We start from the raw sequence: 19398 nt of genomic DNA on the forward strand, positions 1-19398 counted from the left end.
AGTGCCTGTTTCGCGGGCACGCCCGCTCCCACAGGGTTCACCGCCGGTATCTGGATCTCGATCAAGTTCGCGTTGCGCAGCGCCACAGCCGCCCGATATCACAAGCCCGCGCCCGCAGCAGCTCAGCGGCATTGGCACATGCCTGCTCCAGGTTCATCGGCCCGCTGGCCAGGGCAAAGGCAGCATCGACACCATGGGCATACAGCTGCTGGTAACCTTCACCCAAGGTCCCGGCCAGCACCACCACCGGCACCCCGTGGCGCTTGGCAACCCGGGCCACGCCCATCGGCGTCTTGCCACGCAAGGTCTGGGCGTCGAAGCGACCTTCGCCGGTCACCACCAGGGCTGCGCCCTGCACCAAAGCATCCAGGCCGGCCAGTTCGGCCACCACTTCCACCCCGGGGCGGAACTGCGCGCCCATGAATGCCCGGGCCGCAAACCCCATGCCGCCGGCAGCGCCACAGCCAGGGTAGTCCCGCACATCCTCACCCAGCAGCTGCGCACAATGGTCGGCAAAATGCCCCAGGGCCTGGTCCAGCGCCTGCACCTGCTGTGGGTTGGCGCCCTTCTGCGGGCCGAAGATCGCCGAGGCGCCATTGGCGCCACACAGCGGGTTGTCGACGTCTGCTGCGACTTCGAACTGCACCTCGGTCAGGCGCGGGTCGAGGTCGCTGGCATCGATGCGGGCCAGCTTGGCCAAGGCCAGGCCGCCCTCTTCCAGCGCTTGCCCATCGGCGTCCAGCAGGCGCAGGCCCAGCGCCCGCAACATGCCGCTGCCCGCGTCGTTGGTGGCGCTGCCGCCGATGGCCAGCACTACCCGTTGCGCGCCGGCGGCCAGGGCGGCGGCAATCAGCTCGCCGGTGCCCCAGGTGCTGCTGCGGCAGGCATCGCGCTGGCCTGGCGGCACCAACTGCAGGCCACTGGCCTGGGCCATTTCGATGATCGCCGTGCGGCTTTGCGGCAGCCAGCCCCAGCCCGCCTCCACGCTTTGCCCCAACGGCCCGCGAACGGTCTGACGACGCAGTTCGCCGTGGCTGGCAGCGAGAATCGCATCCATGGTGCCTTCGCCACCGTCGGCCATCGGGCACTCGACCAGCTCGGCCTCCGGCCAGGCCTCGCCCAGGCCCGCCGCAATGGCGCGGGCGACACCGGCAGCGTCGAGGCTGTCCTTGAACGAGTCGGGGGCAATGACGATCTTCATGGGTTTTCTCCTGTCCTGATGAGCGGCATGCTGACAGGTGGCTGCCAAGGAGGCCTCGGTCAAATGCACAAAACGCCGGGCGGGTTGTTTGGGCAGATGCCTTCGCGGCTGCCTCCACCTTTGTAGGAGCAGCCTTGTGCTGCGAAGAGGCCGGTACAGGCAACAGATGTGCATTGTCAGTACGGGCCTCTTCGCAGCACAAGGCTGCTCCTACATGTCTCATGTCAATCGGCAGGCAGCAGCTGCAACCCCAGGTAGAGGCTAAGCATCCCTTCCATGCGCAGCGGGTCGACCTCGCCCAGCTCGGCAATCCGCTCCAGGCGGTAGCGCAGGCTGTTGCGGTGGATGCCCAGGGCATCGGCACAGGCCTGGCTCTGGCCGTCATGGGCACACCAGGCGCGCAGGGTGGTAAGCAACTGCCCACTGCTGTCCTTGCTGCGAATACGCTGCAACGGCTCCAGCAATTCATCCAGCGCATCATCGTTGCGATGCCGCCACAGCAATGCCGGCAACCGGTAGCGCTGCAGGCTGAGCAGGCGCTCGCCCGGCAGTACCTCGCGCCCATAGGCCAACAGGTCGCGCACCCGGCGATAACCCCGGCGCAGTTGTTCCAGGCTTTGCGCGGCACTGCCCAGGGCCAGCCGCTCCACTTCCCAGCCATGGCGCTGCAGGCGTTCCAGCAGGCGAGGTTCGTCCAGCACCACGCCTGCCGGGCGACACCACAACAACGACTGGCGGGCCGGGCTTACGCACCAACTGTCCGGGTAGCGGCTCATCAACCATGCCGCCAGGGTTTCGGCGGCTGGCCCCGAGGCCAGTTCGAACAGGCACGGTACCCGCGGCAACTGGGGTTTCAGGCCCAGTTGCCGGGCCTCGTCGAGCAACCGCGGAGAGTCGCCGCTGCCGCCCAGCAGCAGGGCCAGCAAATCGTCACAGCGCTGCCGTCGCCATTGCTGGTCGGCCTGCAAATGGCGCTGGGCCAGCAGCATTTCGGCGGTCATGCGCACCAGTTCACCATAGGTACGCACTTGCTGCGGGTCACCGGTCAGGCCGAGTACGCCCATCAATCGGCCATCCAGCATCAGCGGCAGGTTCACCCCGGGCTGCACGCCCTTCAGGCATTTGGCCGCGTCGGTATCCAGTTCGACGATGCGGCCGTTGGCCAGCACCAGTTGCGCGCCCTCGTGGCGGGTGTTGATACGCTCCGGCTCGCCACTGCCAAGGATCAACCCCTGGCTGTCCATGACATTGACGTTGCATGGCAGAATGGCCATCGCGCGGTCAACGATATCCTGCGCCAGGTCATGGTCGAGTTCGAACATTGAACGGTCCTTTGGGTGTCAGGGTTTTGGGCTCGGGCACAGCAGCCCGGTGCAAGTGCTGTGCAAAAGCACAAAGACAGGCACGCCGCAGTCCCCGAGACTCGTCAGGGCGAGCGCCGGAACAGGCGACGCGGCGACAACCATAACAACAGAGAACCCGATCATGGCATACAGCCCCGCCCCTGACCAAGGCACGGACACCAACCGCAACGCGCTGTACCGGCGCATCACCCTGCGGCTGATTCCGTTCATTTTCATCTGCTACCTGTTCAACTACCTGGACCGCGTCAACGTCGGCTTTGCCAAGCTGCAGATGCTCGACGCCCTGAAGTTCAGCGAAACGGTGTACGGCCTTGGCGCCGGCATCTTCTTCATCGGCTATGTGCTCTGCGGCCTGCCGAGCAACCTGGCACTCAACCGCTTCGGCCCGCGGCGCTGGATCGCGCTGATGATGATCGCCTGGGGCAGCCTCTCCACCTGCCTGCTGTTCGTCACCACGCCCACCGAGTTCTACGCCCTGCGCCTGCTGACCGGCGCCGCCGAAGCCGGCTTCTTCCCGGGCGTGGTGCTGTACCTTTCGCGCTGGTTCCCGGCGGCCCGCCGCGGTCGCATCATGGCCCTGTTCATGTCGGCGATCCCGGTTTCGGGCCTGCTCGGCGGGCCGTTCTCCGGCTGGATCCTCCAACACTTCGCCGCCGGCCAGCACGGCCTGGCCGGCTGGCAATGGATGTTCCTGATCCAGGGCCTGCCGACCGTTGCCCTGGGTGTACTGGCGGTGTTCCTGCTCAGTGACGGCTACCAGAAAGCTGCCTGGCTGAGCCCGGCCGAACGCCAGCTGATCGCCGCCGACCTCGAGGCCGATGCCGCCAGCAAGTCGAGCACCACCGGCGACGGCGTGCTCGCCGTGCTGACCAACCCGCTGATCTGGACCTTCGGCTTTGTCTACTTCTGCATCCAGAGCGGTGTGTACGCGATCAACTTCTGGCTGCCGTCGATCATCAAGAACATGGGCTTCGACAACCCGCTGCTGATCGGCTGGCTCAGCGCCATCCCGTACCTGCTGGCCGGCGTGTTCATGATCCTGTGCGGGCGTTCGGCCGACCTGCGCAACGAGCGCCGCTGGCATCTTGTGGTGCCGATGCTGATGGGCGCCATCGGCCTGCTGATCGCGGTGAACTTCGCCGGCAACCCGGCCATCGCCATCCTCGGCCTGTCGATCGCCACCATGGGCGCGCTCACCGGCCTGCCGATGTTCTGGCCGATGCCCACCGCGCTGCTCAGCGCCGGCGCGGCTGTCGCGGGCCTGGCGATCATCAACTCGGTGGGCCAGATGGCCGGTTTCCTCAGCCCGTACCTGGTCGGTTTCATCAAGGACCAGACCGGCTCGACCGATGCCGCGCTGTATTCGCTGGCGGCGTTGATCGTGCTGGGTAGCCTGGTGGCCTTGCGGGTTACCCGGGCTGGTGCGCTGAGTACTGCAAGGGCCAGTTGAACCCATTCGCGGGCTCGCCCGCTCCCACAGGATCACCACAAGCTCGAACACTGTGGTATCCCTGTGGGAGCGGGCAAGCCCGCGAAGAGGCCCGCCCAGACCACACACAATCCCCCCCCTCCACCGATCGTCAGCTCAACGCATCCCCTCCCCGACCCAGGCGTCAAATGGTTCCAAAGGTCCCTTTGGAGAACCCCCATGACCCAGCACGCCGTGGCCCGCCTGGCCCAACTCGACGAACACCGCCCCCTGCGCGTCCAGGCCGGCAACGAGGAGATCATCCTCATCCGCCAGGGCGACCAGGTGCACGCCTATCAGGGCAACTGCCCCCACGAAGGCGCGCCACTTAATGAAGGCGTGGTGTGCGGCGGCCTGCTGGTGTGCCCCTGGCACAAGGCCGCGTTCGCCGTGGACGAGGGCGCGGTCTGCGAGCCGCCGGCCCTGGCCGACCTGCGCCGCTACAAAACCTGGGTCAAGGACGACGAGGTCTGGGTCGACGACCAACCCCTGCCCAGAACCGAGCCGCCCCGCCACAGCGACGCCCGCTGTTTCGTGGTGGTCGGCGCCGGTGCCGCGGGCAGCGCCGCAGTCGCCACCCTGCTGGCCCATGGCTTTGCCGGCCGCCTGGTCTGGGTCGATCAGGAGCGTCAGCCAGCCTACGATCGTACTTCCCTGAGCAAATTCGTGATCGCCGGGCAGATGCCGCCCGATGAGGTGCCGGCCCTGCTCGATGCCGACGCCCTGCGCAAGGGCCAGCTGGAGCGCAAGCATGGCAAGGTGCGCACCCTGAACACCCAGAAACGCCAGATCACCCTGGCCGACGGCCAGCAGATCGACTATGACGCCTGCCTGCTGGCCACCGGCGGCAAGGCGCTGCGGCCCGATATCCCGGGCGTCGACCTGCCCGGGGTATTTACCCTGCGCTCACGGGAGGATGCCGCGCACCTGCTGGACGCTGCCGAGCCCGGCCAGCCGGCAGTGATAGTCGGCGACGGTTTCATCGGCCTTGAGGCCGCCTCGGCCTTGCGCAAGTACGGTGTGCAGGTGCACCTGGTCACCCGCCATGAGGTCCCCCTGGCCCGGCAACTGGGCGAGCGCATCGGCCGTAGCATCCGCGAGTTGCACGAACGCAAGGGGGTCACCTTCCACGGCCCCACCGAGGTCGAGCGGATCGAGGGCCAGGGCAAGGTCGAGGCCGTGCTGCTGGCCAACGGTGAACGGCTACAGACGCCATTGGTGCTGCTGGGCACCGGGGTCAGACCGGCGACCGCTTTCATCCAGGGGGTGCTGCTGACCGAGGACAAGTCGGTGCAAGTCGACGCTGAAATGCGCGCTGCAGATGGCCTGTGGGCCGCAGGGGATATCGCCACCTTTCCGCTCAGCGGGCGCCCGGTGCGTATCGAACACTGGCGGCTGGCCCAGCAACATGGAGTGATCGCCGCCGCCAACATGCTCTGCGAGCAGCGCCGCTATGCCGACGTGCCGTTCTTCTGGACCTACCAGCACGGCCGCACCTACGAAGTACTGGGCCACGCGCGGGACTGGAACCGCATCGAGTTCGTCGGCGAACCGGAAAAAGGCGACTTCATCGCTTTGCAATGCGTGGATGAGCGGGTCGAGGCGGTCATCGCCAAGGGCTATTCCGATGCCATGGCGACGTTGTCGCAACGCCTGAAGCGCCCGTTGAGCCTGCAGGAGGCCTTGGCGCTGATCGGTTGAGGCTGCCTTTCATTGCGCCCCGGTTGTGTGTAAAACGGGAAGATCAGCCGACTGCACAAGGACCCAAGCGCATGATCTACCGCCCCCTCGGCCACAGTGGCCTGCAGGTTTCCGCCCTTACCCTGGGCAGCATGATGTTCGGCGAGCAGACCAGCACCGAGGACGCCCTGCGCATCATCGACAAGGCCTGGGACCAGGGCATCAACTTCATCGACACCGCAGACGTGTACAACGCCGGGCGCGCGGAGGAAATCGTCGGCGAAGCGGTGGCTCGCCATCGCCAGGACTGGATCGTGGCCAGCAAGGTGGGCTTCGGCCCGGCCGATGGCCTGCCCAACCGCAGCGGGCTGTCGCGCAAGCACATCTTCAATGCCCTGGAGGCCACGCTGACGCGCATGGACATGGACTACCTGGACATCTACTACCTGCACCGTGAAGACCACAAGGTGCCGCTGGAAGAAACCGTACAGGCCATCGGCGACTTGCTGCGCCAGGGCAAGATCCGCTACTGGGGCGTGTCCAACTTCCGCGGCTGGCGCATCGCCGAGGCCTGCCACATTGCCGAACGCCTGGGCGTGCCCAGGCCAGTGGTGAGCCAGCCGCTGTACAACATCGTCAACCGCCAGGCCGAGCCGGAGCAACTCACCGCAGCCGGCGCCCATGGCCTGGGCGTGGTGCCGTTCAGCCCGCTCGCGCGGGGCGTGCTCAGCGGCAAGTATGCGCCGGGGGCGGTGCCGGATGCCGGTAGCCGGGCCGGGCGCCAGGACAAGCGCATCATGGAGGTGGAATGGCGCCAGGAGTCGCTGGCCATCGCCCGGCAGATCCAGGCCTATGTGGAGGCCAAGGGCGTGGGTATCGTCGAGTTCGCGATTGCCTGGGTGCTGAACAATCGGCTGGTCAGTTCGGCGATTGTCGGGCCGCGGACGGAAGAACAGTGGGATACCTATGGCGGCGCGCTGGCGGTGAAGATTACCGCGGAGGATGAAGCGTTCATTGATTCGCTGGTCACGCCGGGGCATGCGTCGACACCGGGGTTCAATGATGTGGCGCATTATGTGAGTGGGCGGTTGGCCCGTAGCTGATCGGGCTCCTGTCCTGGCCTCTTCGCGGGTAAACCCGCTCCCACAGGATCACCTATGCCTTCAGGGCCTGTGCAACCCCTGTGGGAGCGGGTTTACCCGCGAAGAGGCCGGAACAGGCGACATCCAAGCTGCTGGAACAAATCATTGGGGAGCCCAATGCCGGGCTCCCGGTCCCCCCTTTCCCCAATCACCTCGGTATCGTGCGCACCATTGGTTTTCCACCTCTGGAGCAGCAATGAAACTCTTGCAACCCCTGAAAGTCGGCCCGCTCACCCTGCCCAACCGGGTATTCATGGCCCCCCTCACCCGCCTGCGCAGCCTCGAGCCGGGTGACGTACCTACCTCGCTGATGGCCGAGTACTACCGCCAACGCGCCAGCGCCGGGCTGATCATCACCGAAGCCACGCAGATTTCCTTCCAGGCCAAAGGCTATTCCGGCTCGCCAGGCATCCACAGCGCCGAGCAGATCGCCGCCTGGAAGCGTGTCAACGAAGGCATCCACGCCGATGGCGGCCATAGCGCCGTGCAGGTGTGGCACACCGGGCGGGTATCGCACACTTCCTTGCAACCCGGTGGCGAAGCTCCGGTGGCACCTTCGGCGCTGCCGGCCGCTGCCCGCACCACCCTGCGTGACGAGCACGGCAACCTGATGCGTGTGGAAACCTCTGCGCCGCGGGCGCTGAGCGAGGCGGAAATCGCCGGCATCGTTGCCGACTTCGGCCAGGCGGCGGCCAACGCCCGTGAAGCCGGGTTCGACTTCATCGAGCTGCACGCCGCCCACGGCTACCTGCTGCACCAGTTCCTCACCCCCAGCGCCAACCACCGCGAAGACCGCTACGGCGGCAGCGACGAGAACCGTGCGCGTATCGTGCTTGAAGCAGTGGACGCGGCGATTGCCAACTGGAGCCCCGAGCGCGTGGGCATCCGTGTGTTCCCGCTGGGTGGTTTCAATGGCGTGGACAATGGCGAGGACCAGGAAGCCGCAGGCCTGTACCTGATACGCGAACTGGCCAAGCGCAACCTTGCCTATCTGCACCTGTCCGAACCGGACTGGGCTGGCGGCAAGCCGCTGCGTGACGAATTCCGCCAGGCGATTCGTGCAGCCTACCCGGGGGTGATCATTGCTGCCGGTGCCTACACCGCCGAGAAAGGCGAAGACCTGATCGGGCGTGGCTTGATCGATGCCGTAGCGTTCGGGCGCAGCTTCATTGCCAACCCGGACCTGGTAGAGCGGCTGCGGGTGCAGGCGCCGTTGAATGCGCACCGGGCGCAGTTCGACTATGCCAATGGGGCTGAGGGGTATACGGATTATCCGTTCCTCAAGCAGGCTTGATGCTGAAGCCTGATTCACGACTGGCTCGGTACCTGTAGGAGCGGCCTTGTGTCGCGAACGGGCTGCGAAGCAGCCCCAGTGATCCGCACATTGGCAACAAAACCGGGGGCCGCTTTGCGGCCCTTTCGCGACACAAGGCCGCTCCTACACGGCCCCCCACAACTTTCAAGACCTCAGTTCAGCCAGGGCCTGCGCGGCATAGGCATGCGAACGCTGCCGCGCCAGCGGGTCGTGGATGCGGCAGTCGATCATCAGTTCATCCGCACCGGTCTGCTCGATCAGCGTGCGCAACCCTTCCCTTACCCGCTCCGGCCCGCCGGCCACAGTGCAGGCCATCACCTGCTCAAGTACCGCGCGCTCATGGTCCGGCAGGCCTTCGACATACCCCTCCTGCGGCTTGGGCAACAGGCCGAAGCGCCCGACATGCAGGTCCAGCATCCACTTGCGATGGGAGCTGGCCAGGTAATCCGCCTCGGCGTCGCTGTCGGCGGCGAACAGGTTCATGCCCACCATCACATATGGCTTGGCCAGTTGTGCCGAAGGCTGGAAGTTGGCCCGGTAGTGGGCAATGGCCTGCAGCAGGTAGCGCGGGGCAAAGTGTGAGGCAAAGGCATAGGGCAGGCCCAGTTTCGCTGCCAGGTCGGCGCCGAACAGGCTGGAGCCGAGGATCCACACCGGGATGTCATGCTTGCCCGGCACACCGCGCACGCGGCGCTGGCCGTTGTCGGCCAGGTAGTCGCGCAGCTCGGCGATGTCCTGGCTGAAGTCGCGCTCTGGCGCAGCACCACGCAAGGCGCGCACGGTCGGCCCGGAGCTGCCCGGCGCACGCCCGAGGCCCAGGTCGATGCGGCCAGGGTGCAGGGTGTCGAGCGTGCCGAACTGTTCGGCCACCACCAGCGGCGCGTGGTTGGGCAGCATGATGCCACCGGCGCCGACGCGGATATGCCGGGTGGCGTTGGCGATTTCGTTGATGACCAGTGACGTGGCGGCCGAGCCGATGCCTGGCATGTCGTGGTGTTCGGCGATCCAGTAGCGGCTGTAGTGCTGTTGCTCGACATGGCGCGCCAGTTGGCGGGACTCTTCGATCGCATCGGCGAAGGTCTTGCCTTCGCCGATCATGACCAGGTCCAGTACGGACAGTGCAGTCATGGGGTCTCCACAGGGATTATCAGTGACTGCCAGTTTCCCTGCTGCGCAGCCAGTGATAAACCCGGCTTCAGGCCCGGCATAGGGGCCTGCCATTCCCCAATCAGTATTCCCAGGGCACGCCCGGTTCCCAGCTGGCTACCAGCAGGTCGATGAAGCCGCGTACCCGTGGCGACAGGTGGCGCTTGCTTGGGTAGACGATGCGAATCGGGTCCGCTGGCGGCCGATAGGCTTGCAGCACCTCCACCAGGGTGCCGGCGCGCAGGTCGTCGCCGGTAATGTAGGTGGGCAGGTGAATCAGCCCGAAACCCGCCCGCGCGCCGTCGAGCATCGCCTCGGAGCTGTCGATGTTCAGCCGCCCGGGGTCTTCGCACAAGTGCAGCCCCGCTTCGGTATGGAAGCGCCACGGCATGGCCTTTTCACCAGCCAGGAAGGCGATCTTGTCGTGGCCGTAGAGGTCGCCGGGCACCTGCGGTACGCCGCGTGCATTCAGGTATGCGGGCGAGGCGCAGGTGACGAACTGCTGCCAGGCCACCGTGCGCGTCAACAGTTGCGAGTCTTCCTTCGGTGCACCGATACGCACCGCAACGTCGATACCCTCCTCGACCAGGTCGACGAAACGGTCGGTGAAGCGGATATCCGCGCGCAGCTCGGGCCACTGCTTCAGGTAGCGGTCGAGAATCGGCAGCACATGGCGCTGGCCGAACGACAGGGGTGCTGTCAGGCGCAGGGTGCCGGTGGGCTTGCCACGGCGCTGGGCCATGGTGCTTTCCACCTCGTCCAGGTCATCCAGAATCTGCCGCCAGCGCTCGTAGGCCACCAGGCCCTCGTCGGTCAGGCTCAGCTTGCGCGTGGTGCGGTTGAGCAGGCGCACGGCCATGCGCGCCTCCAGGCGAGCGATGCTCTTGCCCACCGCCGAACGCGTCAGGCCCAAGGTGGCGGCGGCGGCGGTAAAACTGCCGGCCTTCGCGGCGCTGACGAAGGCGGCGATGTCGCCGAAGCGGTTGGGTTCCATGGGGGTTCCTGAGTCTGGTGCGGCCGGTTTAGATGGGTATGGATTTGTGAAATGCAAGCAGGACCGTCGAGAGCGATCAAGCGAAAACCTTGATCGCCAATAAATGCACCGGATAGAACAGGTAGCCCCAACGCCCGACGGCTGGCACCCGCCAATCATCATGACGCAGCAACAGCAACCCGACCGGAATGGCCAAGGCTGCAGCAATCAGCGTCAGCACGGTAATGGGCGCCAACAGATGTTCCCGCAACCAACTGTTGGTCAGGTTCCCACCCATGGCCAACAGGCAAGGCAACACCCAGGCCGCCCCTCCCTTGCGGCGGGCCATCAACCAGGCGCCCGGCAGCATCACCCCCGGCAGCCCGTACATCAGCTGTTCGCTGAACAACCACCCTGCAAACAGACCGGCAACGCCTAGCACGCGCGCCGACCTCGATGGATGATGCACGCCCCAGGCAACCAGCAAGCCCAACACCAGGGTCGGCATCACGCTGAACGTTGGCGAACCACTGTCCAGCCAACGGTATACAGGCTCCGACAGCACCGCGAACACCAGCATCAACCCCATATAACGCAGGTTGCCGCGGGTATACAGCGCCCCGCCCCTGGCACGCCCCACATTCACTGCAATGGCCAGGCAGAACAGCGGAAACGCCAACCGGCCCAGTACGAACAGGCCATCAGCAGCAGGCCACAGGAAACGCAGGTGGTCGGCGACCATGGTCAGCATCGCCGTCCACTTGACCAGGTCCAGCCCGGCTGATCGCATGCCTCAGCGCCCGGGCTCGACTGCGCCAGGCCCCAGGTAACGGTCGGTCCAGGCAGCCAGCGGCAAAGGTGGCTGCTGCTCGACGATCCGTCGCCAGATCAGCACCAGGTCGTCGCCGTTGAACGCCGCCCCTGGTCCAGCGCCCTTCCACATCGACGGCACATCGGCAATCCAGTGCCCCTGGCTGTCTCGGTGGGCCATGTTGAAGCGGAACGTGTAGTTCCCCGGGATGCCCATGCGCAGGTCGCTGACCACCAGCGCATCGCCGACCTGGTCGTAGCGCAGCCAGTCATCGGTGAACCAGCGCAAACGCTGGTGCAACGGGTGCCCGGCCAGCGCTTGCGCCAGTTGCAGATTACGCGGCAAACGCTGCATTTCTGGCGCTTGCTGGTCGAACCCGCTGCTGATGCCTTCGTAGTAATCGCCATCCGGGGTCTTGGCCAGCACCCGCCAGACCAGGCTGTTGAAAGCTATCGGCACGGCACGTACCTCGTTGACGGCGATACCCTGGCGATCGAGGGCAGCCTGGAAACGCTGCTCGGCCGCCATGCGTCCGGCCAGGCCGAAACCCAGGTAGGCTGCGCTGAATACCAGGGCCAAGGTGAGTAGCTGCGTAGCCTTGTTGGTCAGCCCTTTGATGATTGCGTAGGTCACCGCGGCCAGCAGCGGCACGGTGTAGACCGGGTCGATGATGAACACCGCGGCCCAGCTTTCCGGGGTGGCCTGCAAGGGCCAGAACAACTGCGTGCCGTAGACCGTGAAGGCGTCGAGCAACGGGTGGGTGACCAGCACCAGCCAGAACGCCAGGAACAGCCTGGGCAAGGTATAGCCTTTGCCTGGCCAGCACTTGTTGACCAGCCAGGCCAGCAGCAAGGCCAGCCCGGTGAGCACGAACAGGGAATGAGAAAAGCCGCGGTGGTAGGTCATCTGCGACACCGGGTCGGCGTAGCGGATGATCACGTCCAGGTCAGGAAGCGTGCCCAGCGCCGCGCCATACAGCAGCGAGCGGCGGCCCTGGATGCGGCCGAGTACGGTACCTTGCAGGGCTGCGCCGAGTACGGCCTGGGTGATGGAGTCCAAGGGTGGCATTCCTGAAAAGGTGGTTTCCAGAAGCTACCTTCATCCTGCCCTGATGCGCAATTCCCTTGGTTATGGGCTTTCATTGTGGGAGATGGCCCAGCCCTTTGGGCTGCGCTGTCGCATAGATAACTCAGTGCGCAAGCGGTCCGCGTACCGTGTGGGAGCGGGCGCGCCCGCTCCTACAAAGGTCCCGCAGGCACCCTGGATGCGTCAGAACAACTGCCAGGTGTACACCAGCGTCAAGCGGTTCTCGTCGATGTCGCTGCGGTAGTTGGACCGGGCCATGGCATTGCGCACCCGGATCCCCAGCCCCTTCAGCACCCCGCCCTGCACGGCGTAACCGATGTCCAGGTCGCGCTCGCGGTCGCGCCCTTCATAACCCAGCCCAGTGTCGACATTGTTACCGGTGATATAGCGCACGGTCGCCGTCAGCCCCGGCACGCCCATGGCCGCGAAGTTGTAGTCGTAGCGCACCTGGTACGAGCGTTCGTCGGTGTAGGCGAACTCATAGGTCGGCACTTCGTTACCCAGCGGCGAGATGTTGGCGAATACCCGTGGGAACGGGCTGTCGCCATAAATGCCCTGGTAGCCGGCATGGAAGCTGTGCCCGCCATGCCGGGCCGTGAACATCGAGAAAAACGCCTGGTTGTCGATGTTGCCGAGCAACGCATCGCCATCCTCGCGCGCAGTGAAATACCCCAGGTTGGCGCTGAGCACCCAGTTGCCTACGGGCTTGCTGTGCTTGAGGCCGACAAAGCCCTGTTCATAGATGTCCTCCAGCTGCCCGTACCACAGGCTGACGCTGCTCTGGTTGGCATTGAACGCATAGTCCCCGCCCAGGTAGTTGAAGGCATCGCTTTCTGCCTGGCGCATCGGCACATGGCCGAGCATGGCGTTCATCTTGCCGTCGCCGCCTTCGTTGCGCAGGTGGGTGCTTTTCAGGTGCCCGGCCTGCACGGTCAGGCCGTCGATTTCCGCCGAACTCAGGCTTGCGCCCTGGTAGGTGGGAGGCAACAGGCGGATGTCGCTGAAGGTCAGCACCGGCAGGTTGGGTTGCAGTTCGCCGACGCGCAATTCGGTCCTGGACAACCGGGCCTTGAAGGTGGGCGCCAGGCGGCTGTATTCGTCGGCGGCGCGGCCATCGCCGTGCACCGGCAGCAAGCCGGTGTTGGTGCGGTCGGGGCTGCTGTCGAGCTTGATGCCCAGCAGGCCCAGGGCATCAATGCCAAAGCCGACCGTGCCCGGTGTGTAGCCCGACTTGAAGTCGAGGATGAAGCCCTGGGCCCACTCCTCGGCCTTGGATTGCCGGTTGGCCCCGACGATGTCGGAGAAGTCGCGGCTGAAGTAGTAGTTACGGGCACTCAGGGTGGCCTTCGAATCTTCGAAGAAGCCGCCTTCGGCGGCCAGCAACGGTTGGCTGAGCAAAGTCAGGCCCAGGGCGACGCAAGGGGTGTGGTTCATTCCGAAGCTCTCTTGATCTTGTTTTTATGGGTAAAGCGTTGGAAGCACGGCGGTTCATGGGGTACGGCGCAGCACCTCCCTGGCGCGTGGCTGGCGCAGCCTGAGCAAACCATGGCTCAGCAGGCCGAACAGCAGGCCCCAGAACGCTGCCGACAGGCCCAGGAAGGCCACCCCCGAAGCGGTGACCAGAAAAGTGAACAGCCCGGCATCGCGTTCTGTTGGTTCCGCCAGGCTGCGGGCCAGGGCTTCGCTGATGGCGCCATACAGGGCCAGCCCGGCCAGGGCGGCGATCAGGGCGGCGGGGAATGCTGCGAACAGCGACATCAGCGTGGCCCCGGCGATCCCCAGCAGCAGGTACAGCGCACTGCCAGCCACCGCCGCGACATAGCGTCGCCGTGGGTTTTCATGGGCTTCATGGCCAGTGCACAGGCTGGCGGTGACCGCCGCCAGGTTCAGCCCGTGGCAACCGAACGGCGCCAGCGCGGCACCGGCCAGGGCGCTGGCACTGATGATCGGGCTGGCCGGCGTGGGGTAGCCGGCGTTGCGCAGCACCGCCATGCCCGGCATGAACTGCCCGGTCAGGGCCACCAGCACCAGTGGCAGTGCCAGGCTGAATACCGCTGCCAGGCTGAACTGCGGGGTGACCCACTGCGGCGACGCCAGCTCCAGCACCAGCGCCTCGCTGCGAAACGCCCCGCTGGCCACAGTCACCACCGTGCCCACGCACAGCACCGCCGCCACGGCGTAGCGCGGCTGCAGCCGGCGCATCAGCACGTAGGTGACGAACATTGCCAGTACCAGCAGCGGTTGCACCGGCAAGGCGCGGAACACCTCGATGCCGAAGCTGAACAGGATGCCGGCCTGCATGCCGGCGGCGATGGAGCCTGGCAGGCGCGCGATGATGCGGTCGAAGGCCCCGCTGATGCCGATCAGCAGCAAAACCAGGTTGGCCACCAGGTAGGCGCCTACGGCCTGTTCCAGGCCCAGTTGCGGCAAGGCGGTGACCAGCAGCGCCGAGCCGGGGATCGACCAGGCGATCACCACCGGCACCCGATAGCGCAGGCTGAGCAGCGCGCCAAGCACGGCGCTGCCCATGGACACTGCCCAGACCCAGGAGGACAGTTGCCGATGGGACAGGCCGGCGGCTTCTGCGGCGTGGAAGATGATCACCAAGGGGCCTGCGTAGGAGATCATCGTGGCGATGCAGCCGGCGACGATGGCGGACAGTGAACTGTCCTTGATCAGGGTTTTCATGGCACCTCTCGCAAGGCATCTGGCCGGGCTAGGTGACCGGCTCTTGTTCTTGTGTTGCCTTCTTCGCGGGTAAACCCGCTCCCACAGGGACTACACAGGTTCCAGCATTTGCGCCGTACCTGTGGGAGCGGGTTCACCCGCGAAGAAGCCAACTGGGTGGATCAGGCCTCCTGCAACGCCCGCGGCCGCCCACTGCGCTGCTCATCGGCACCGCCCCGGGCCTGCTGCAACTGGAAGTCGAATTTCAACTCGGCATGCCGCCCCGCCTCGCCCTCGACGAACACCACCTCGCCCACCAGCCCATCGCGCGTGGCATAGGCAAAGTCATCCCACAGGTACTTGTCCCCGGCCAGGTTGATCTGCGTGGTCAGGTGCCGGTGCCCAGGCGCCGAGATGAAGAAGTGCACATGCGCCGGGCGCTGGCCATGGCGGCCCAGCAGGTCCAGGCACTCCTGGGTCGGCCCCTGCGGGTCGCAGCCATAGCCTGACGGCACGATGGAGCGCGCGCGGTAGCGCCCTTGGGCATCGGTGACGATGCGCCGACGCAGGTTGTACTCGGACTGGCTCTGGTCGAAGAACGAATAAGTGCCACGGGTATTGGCATGCCACAGGTCGACCGTGGCCCCCGGCAGCGGCCGGCCTTGCGGGTCGAGCACCTGGCCCTCCAGGTACATCAGCGTGGCAACGCCCTCCTCGCTGCCGTCGTCCATGCGCACTTCACCTTCGGCGATGGGCGCACCGGCCACGTACAGCGGGCCTTCGATGGTGCGTGGGGTGCCGCCGACCAGGCCTGCCTGCTGGTCCTTGGCATCCTGCAACAAGTCGAGGAAGTGCTCGATGCCCAGCCCCGCCACCAGCAGCCCCGCCTCACCGCGGCCGCCCAGGCGGTTGAGGTAGTCGACGGCATGCCAGAACTCGTCCTCGCTGATTTCCAGGTCTTCGATCAGCCGCGCGGTGTCTTGCAGCAGGCGCTGCACGATGCGCTTCAGGCGTGGGCTGCCGGCATCGTTGCCAAAGCCTGCGGCCTCTTCGAAGAACTGCTGTACCTCGGCAGTGTGGGAAATTTTCACGGTCATGGTGGGTTACCTCATGTTGTTGTTCTGGAGTTACGCCTGCGCCGCAATGGCCTGGGCATGCCGACGGCCGCTGGCCAGGTGCACGGCCATGGCCAGCGCGGCAATTGCGCCGGGGATGGCGAAGGCGATGAAATTGAGTTGCAGGGGCAGGTTGATGCCCATCAGCGCACCACCCAGCAGCGGGCCGACGATGGCGCCGTTACGGCCGATGCCCGAGGCCCAGCCCAGCCCGGTGGAACGCACCGATAGCCCGTACAGCTGGGCGGCGCCGGCATACAGCAGGATCTGCGTGCCGATGGTGGTGGCGCCGGCAATGAAGATCAGCAGGTACAGCACTGGCATCGGGCTGTTGACGCCCAGCAGGCTGATCGACAGCGCGGCGGCAATGAAGAACGCCACCTTGACCTTGACCAGGTTGTAGCGGTCGCCCAGCCAGCCGCCGAGGATCGCCCCGGCCATGCCCCCGAAGTTCAGCGCCAGCAGGAACGACAGGCTCGAGCCCAGGCTGTAGCCGGCGTTGGCCATCAGCTTCGGCAACCAGGAACTGAGCGCGTAGACCATCAGCAGGCAGCAGAAGAACGCCAGCCACAGCGCCAGGGTGCGAATGGCCAGGCCGTTGCGGAACAGTTCGACTACAGCGGTGAACTTGCCGGCCCTTTCGCGGGACAAGCCCGCTCCCACAGGGGCGACCAGTACATCGTCAGGTTGCAGGTCGCAATCCGGGTCCAGCCGCTTGAGCAGCTTGCGGGCCTCGCCGGTACGGCCCTGGCGCACCAGGAAACCGATCGATTCCGGGAGGTGGTAGAGGATCACCGGCAACAGCAGCAGTGGCACCGCTGCGGCGAAGAACATCGATTCCCAGCCGAAACGCGGCAGCATGAAGATGCCGACACCCGCCGAGAGCATGCCGCCCAGCGAGTAGCCACTGAACATGATCGCCACCAGCGTGCTGCGCAGGCGCTTGGGCGCGTACTCGTTCATCAGTGCCACGGCGTTGGGCATCAGGCCGCCACAGCCCAGGCCGGCAATGAAGCGGTAGATGCCGAACTCGCTCGGGCTGCTGGCAAACCCGTTGAGGATGGTCGCCCCGGAGAACAAGGCGAAACAGATGGCGATGCCCTTCTTGCGCCCGATACGATCGGCCAGGCTGCCGAACGCCAGGGCGCCGAACATCATGCCGAACAGCGCATAGCTACCCAGTGCACCGGCCTGCAACGGGGTCAGGCCCCACTCTTTCATGATGACCGGCAGTACCACGCCGTAGATGAACAGGTCATAGCCGTCGAAGATCAGCAGCAGGCCGCACCAGGCCATGACCATCCAGTGGAACGGGGTAAAGCGCGCGTTATCGATGATCGGGTGTACGTCAAGGGTTCGCATGGCATCTGTCGCTCTTGTTTTTGTTGTGAAAGAAAGCTCTTTGCCTTGTGGGTGTCGCTCAGCCGAGGTCGCCGCCCCCTACCGGCAAGGTCACGCCGGTGATGTACGAGGCTTCGTCGGAAGCGAGGAACAGGATCGCGCCGACCTGCTCGTCGATGCTGCCGTAGCGGTGCATCAGGCTGCTGTCGAGGGTCTGGTCGACGATCTGCTGGTACCAGTGCCTTTCCTGTTCGGTCTGCTCGGCACTGTTGCGCGGCACGCGCCGGGGTGGCGCTTCGGTGCCGCCGGGAGCGGTGGCGTTGACCCGGATGCCCCGGCCGGCAGTTTCGAAGGCCAGGCACGCAGTCAGCGCGTTGACGCCGCCCTTGGCCGCGCCATAGGGCACGCGGTTGACGCCACGGGTGGCAATGGACGAGACGTTGACGATGGCGCCGCTGCCGCGTTCGAGCATGTACGGCAGTACGGCATGGCAGCACCACAGGGTGGGGAACAACGAACGGCGTACTTCGGCTTCGATCTGGTCCACTTCGTAGTGTTCGAAGGGCTTGGCCCAGATGGTGCCGCCGACGTTGTTGACCAGGATGTCGAGGCGGCCGAATGCTTCAACCGCGCTGGCCATGACCCGGGCGCAGTCGGCGTGTTGTTCCAGGTCGGCAGTGAGGGTGAGCATGCCCTCGCCGGCCAGTTCGTGAACCAGTTCGGAGCGGTCTACCGCGACCACTTGCGCGCCTTCGGCCTTGAGCCGCCAGCACACGCCACGGCCGATGCCCTGGGCGGCACCAGTGACCAGGGCGACCTTGCCTTGGAATCGGTTGTTCATCTCGATCTCCTACTCAGTCCAGCATTGCCGGGAGGGCTGCGCCCTCCATCGCGACGCAAGGCCGCTCCTACAAGCACCGCGGTCCCCTGTAGGAGCGGCCTTGTGTCGCGAAAGGGCCGCACCGCGGCCCCAGCAATCTGACAGTCAATTGAATGGAGGCCGCCCTCATCGGCACGAGACAGGCGGCCCTGGCAAAACCTCAGGCCGCCGCCGCGAACTTCTCGTAGTAGAAGTTCGCCGGGGTAATGCCCTGCTCGCGCACGTACTGGCTGACCGCCTCGACCATCGGTGGCGGGCCGCACAGGTACACATCCACATCACCATCGTTCAGGTGGCGCGGTTCGATGTGCTGGGTCACGTAGCCCTTCTGCGGGTACTGGCTGTCCGGGTTGGCCACGCAGGCGCTGAAGGTGAAGTTGGGGATGCGCGCCGCCAGCGCCTGCAGGCGGTCGAGCTCGACCAGGTCGAAGTCGTTGGTCACGCCGTAGATCAGGTGCAGCGGGTGCTCGCTGCCTTGCTCGGCGATCTTCTCCAGCATCGCGGTGAACGGCGCCAGGCCGGTGCCACCGGCCAGCAGCAACAGCGGGCGCTGGATCGGCCGCAGGTAGAAGCTGCCCAGCGGCCCGGCCAGGGTCATGCTGTCGCCGGCCTTGGCCAGGTTGGTCAGGAAGCTGCTCATCAGCCCGCCCGGCACGTTGCGGATCAGGAAGCTGACCTCGCCGTCCTTCTGCAGCGAGCTGAACGAATAGGCACGGCTCTGCTCGCTGCCCGGCACCTTGAGGTTGACATACTGCCCCGGCAGGAAGGCCAGGCGGCTGAGGGCCTCGCCCTTGATCGACAGGGCAATGGTGCTGGCCGACAGCTGGCGGACATCGCTGATGGCAGCCTCGAAACTGGCCTGCTCGGTCTTGCACAGCTGCGACGAGGCCGGGATGCGGATGACGCAGTCGCTTTCGGCGCGCATCTGGCAGGTCAGTACGTAGCCTTCGGCGACTTCGTCTTCGCTCAGGGCGTCTTCGATGAAGTTGTCGCCCAGGTCGTAGCGCCCGGACTCGGCCTTGCACTTGCAGGTACCGCAGGCGCCGTCGCGGCAGTCCAGCGGGATGTTGATGCCCTGGCGATAGGCGGCATCGGCCACGGTTTCATGGCCGGTGGCCTCGATGAAGCGGGTCACCCCGTCTTCGAAATTCAGTGCGATCTGGTAGCTCATGTTGCACCTCGCGGGCGAGCCGGGCCACGGCACGTCGG

General features: G+C 65.8%; 16 protein-coding genes. 4 read left to right on the forward strand and 12 right to left on the reverse strand.

What is annotated here, in order from left to right; genetic code table 11:
- Window positions 1-61 precede the first annotated feature (61 nt).
- Together ACGLHT_RS17635 and ACGLHT_RS17640 are read right to left on the reverse strand one after the other, a co-directional pair.
- Window positions 62-1201: a glycerate kinase gene (locus tag ACGLHT_RS17635; protein WP_137163886.1), complete on the reverse strand. Its 1140-nt coding sequence runs from the start codon at window positions 1199-1201 to the stop codon at window positions 62-64.
- 224 nt (window positions 1202-1425) lie between these two features.
- The gene (locus ACGLHT_RS17640) at window positions 1426-2523 is read right to left on the reverse strand and encodes a sugar diacid recognition domain-containing protein (protein WP_025339054.1); all 1098 of its coding nucleotides are present in this window, start codon (window positions 2521-2523) and stop codon (window positions 1426-1428) included.
- 163 nt (window positions 2524-2686) lie between these two features.
- Between ACGLHT_RS17640 and ACGLHT_RS17645 the strand changes: the two genes are divergently transcribed.
- The 4 genes from ACGLHT_RS17645 to ACGLHT_RS17660 all read left to right on the forward strand — a co-directional run bounded on the left by ACGLHT_RS17645 (window position 2687) and on the right by ACGLHT_RS17660 (window position 8149).
- Window positions 2687-4015 (forward strand): MFS transporter, encoded by a 1329-nt coding sequence (locus ACGLHT_RS17645; protein WP_274120545.1) that lies wholly within the window; start codon window positions 2687-2689, stop codon window positions 4013-4015.
- A gap of 198 nt (window positions 4016-4213) precedes the next feature.
- Entirely contained in the window at window positions 4214-5734 is a 1521-nt protein-coding gene (locus tag ACGLHT_RS17650; RefSeq protein WP_274120544.1) for an FAD-dependent oxidoreductase, read from the forward strand.
- Window positions 5735-5805: 71 nt separating this feature from the next.
- On the forward strand, window positions 5806-6816 hold the full coding sequence (locus ACGLHT_RS17655; protein WP_025339051.1) for an aldo/keto reductase: 1011 nt from the start codon (window positions 5806-5808) through the stop codon (window positions 6814-6816).
- Between the two features lie 235 nt (window positions 6817-7051).
- Window positions 7052-8149 (forward strand): alkene reductase, encoded by a 1098-nt coding sequence (locus tag ACGLHT_RS17660; RefSeq protein WP_137163884.1) that lies wholly within the window; start codon window positions 7052-7054, stop codon window positions 8147-8149.
- Window positions 8150-8314: 165 nt separating this feature from the next.
- On the opposite strand, the gene ACGLHT_RS17665 is transcribed toward ACGLHT_RS17660, so the two are convergent.
- The 10 genes from ACGLHT_RS17665 to benC all read right to left on the reverse strand — a co-directional run bounded on the left by ACGLHT_RS17665 (window position 8315) and on the right by benC (window position 19360).
- The gene (locus tag ACGLHT_RS17665; protein WP_274120543.1) at window positions 8315-9298 is read right to left on the reverse strand and encodes an LLM class flavin-dependent oxidoreductase; all 984 of its coding nucleotides are present in this window, start codon (window positions 9296-9298) and stop codon (window positions 8315-8317) included.
- Between the two features lie 100 nt (window positions 9299-9398).
- A complete protein-coding gene (locus ACGLHT_RS17670) occupies window positions 9399-10310 on the reverse strand; it encodes a LysR family transcriptional regulator (RefSeq protein WP_274120542.1) in 912 nt (303 codons plus the stop codon).
- 76 nt (window positions 10311-10386) lie between these two features.
- Window positions 10387-11079 carry a TraX family protein gene (locus ACGLHT_RS17675; RefSeq protein ID WP_274120541.1) on the reverse strand — a complete coding sequence of 231 codons (693 nt, stop codon included), beginning with the start codon at window positions 11077-11079 and terminating at the stop codon, window positions 10387-10389.
- Window positions 11080-11082: 3 nt separating this feature from the next.
- Entirely contained in the window at window positions 11083-12159 is a 1077-nt protein-coding gene (locus ACGLHT_RS17680; protein ID WP_274120540.1) for a metal-dependent hydrolase, read from the reverse strand.
- 210 nt (window positions 12160-12369) lie between these two features.
- Window positions 12370-13620 carry an OprD family porin gene (locus tag ACGLHT_RS17685; RefSeq protein ID WP_025339045.1) on the reverse strand — a complete coding sequence of 417 codons (1251 nt, stop codon included), beginning with the start codon at window positions 13618-13620 and terminating at the stop codon, window positions 12370-12372.
- A gap of 54 nt (window positions 13621-13674) precedes the next feature.
- Window positions 13675-14874, reverse strand: a complete 1200-nt coding sequence (locus ACGLHT_RS17690; protein ID WP_137163879.1) for a benzoate/H(+) symporter BenE family transporter — start codon at window positions 14872-14874, stop codon at window positions 13675-13677.
- 161 nt (window positions 14875-15035) lie between these two features.
- Window positions 15036-15950 carry a catechol 1,2-dioxygenase gene (gene catA, locus ACGLHT_RS17695; protein WP_274120539.1) on the reverse strand — a complete coding sequence of 305 codons (915 nt, stop codon included), beginning with the start codon at window positions 15948-15950 and terminating at the stop codon, window positions 15036-15038.
- Between the two features lie 30 nt (window positions 15951-15980).
- Window positions 15981-17330: an aromatic acid/H+ symport family MFS transporter gene (locus tag ACGLHT_RS17700; protein WP_085664799.1), complete on the reverse strand. Its 1350-nt coding sequence runs from the start codon at window positions 17328-17330 to the stop codon at window positions 15981-15983.
- A 58-nt stretch (window positions 17331-17388) separates the two neighbouring features.
- On the reverse strand, window positions 17389-18150 hold the full coding sequence (locus tag ACGLHT_RS17705) for a 1,6-dihydroxycyclohexa-2,4-diene-1-carboxylate dehydrogenase (protein ID WP_274120538.1): 762 nt from the start codon (window positions 18148-18150) through the stop codon (window positions 17389-17391).
- Window positions 18151-18349: 199 nt separating this feature from the next.
- Window positions 18350-19360, reverse strand: a complete 1011-nt coding sequence (gene benC / locus ACGLHT_RS17710) for a benzoate 1,2-dioxygenase electron transfer component BenC (RefSeq protein WP_025339040.1) — start codon at window positions 19358-19360, stop codon at window positions 18350-18352.
- Between the last annotated feature and the right edge of the window lie 38 nt (window positions 19361-19398).

The sequence above is a fragment of the Pseudomonas sp. PsB genome (assembly GCF_043658375.1).
In the GTDB taxonomy this organism is placed as follows: Bacteria; Pseudomonadota; Gammaproteobacteria; order Pseudomonadales; family Pseudomonadaceae; genus Aquipseudomonas; species Aquipseudomonas putida_Z.

Bases quoted from the DNA above. Each gene is read 5' to 3' on its own strand.
- ACGLHT_RS17635 (WP_137163886.1), bottom strand. From the start codon at position 1,201: ATGAAGATCGTCATTGCCCCCGACTCGTTCAAGGACAGCCTCGACGCT.
- ACGLHT_RS17640 (WP_025339054.1), bottom strand. From the start codon at position 2,523: ATGTTCGAACTCGACCATGACCTGGCGCAGGATATCGTTGACCGCGCG.
- ACGLHT_RS17645 (WP_274120545.1), top strand. From the start codon at position 2,687: ATGGCATACAGCCCCGCCCCTGACCAAGGCACGGACACCAACCGCAAC.
- ACGLHT_RS17650 (WP_274120544.1), top strand. From the start codon at position 4,214: ATGACCCAGCACGCCGTGGCCCGCCTGGCCCAACTCGACGAACACCGC.
- ACGLHT_RS17655 (WP_025339051.1), top strand. From the start codon at position 5,806: ATGATCTACCGCCCCCTCGGCCACAGTGGCCTGCAGGTTTCCGCCCTT.
- ACGLHT_RS17660 (WP_137163884.1), top strand. From the start codon at position 7,052: ATGAAACTCTTGCAACCCCTGAAAGTCGGCCCGCTCACCCTGCCCAAC.
- ACGLHT_RS17665 (WP_274120543.1), bottom strand. From the start codon at position 9,298: ATGACTGCACTGTCCGTACTGGACCTGGTCATGATCGGCGAAGGCAAG.
- ACGLHT_RS17670 (WP_274120542.1), bottom strand. From the start codon at position 10,310: ATGGAACCCAACCGCTTCGGCGACATCGCCGCCTTCGTCAGCGCCGCG.
- ACGLHT_RS17675 (WP_274120541.1), bottom strand. From the start codon at position 11,079: ATGCGATCAGCCGGGCTGGACCTGGTCAAGTGGACGGCGATGCTGACC.
- ACGLHT_RS17685 (WP_025339045.1), bottom strand. From the start codon at position 13,620: ATGAACCACACCCCTTGCGTCGCCCTGGGCCTGACTTTGCTCAGCCAA.
- ACGLHT_RS17690 (WP_137163879.1), bottom strand. From the start codon at position 14,874: ATGAAAACCCTGATCAAGGACAGTTCACTGTCCGCCATCGTCGCCGGC.
- catA (WP_274120539.1), bottom strand. From the start codon at position 15,950: ATGACCGTGAAAATTTCCCACACTGCCGAGGTACAGCAGTTCTTCGAA.
- ACGLHT_RS17700 (WP_085664799.1), bottom strand. From the start codon at position 17,330: ATGCGAACCCTTGACGTACACCCGATCATCGATAACGCGCGCTTTACC.
- ACGLHT_RS17705 (WP_274120538.1), bottom strand. From the start codon at position 18,150: ATGAACAACCGATTCCAAGGCAAGGTCGCCCTGGTCACTGGTGCCGCC.
- benC (WP_025339040.1), bottom strand. From the start codon at position 19,360: ATGAGCTACCAGATCGCACTGAATTTCGAAGACGGGGTGACCCGCTTC.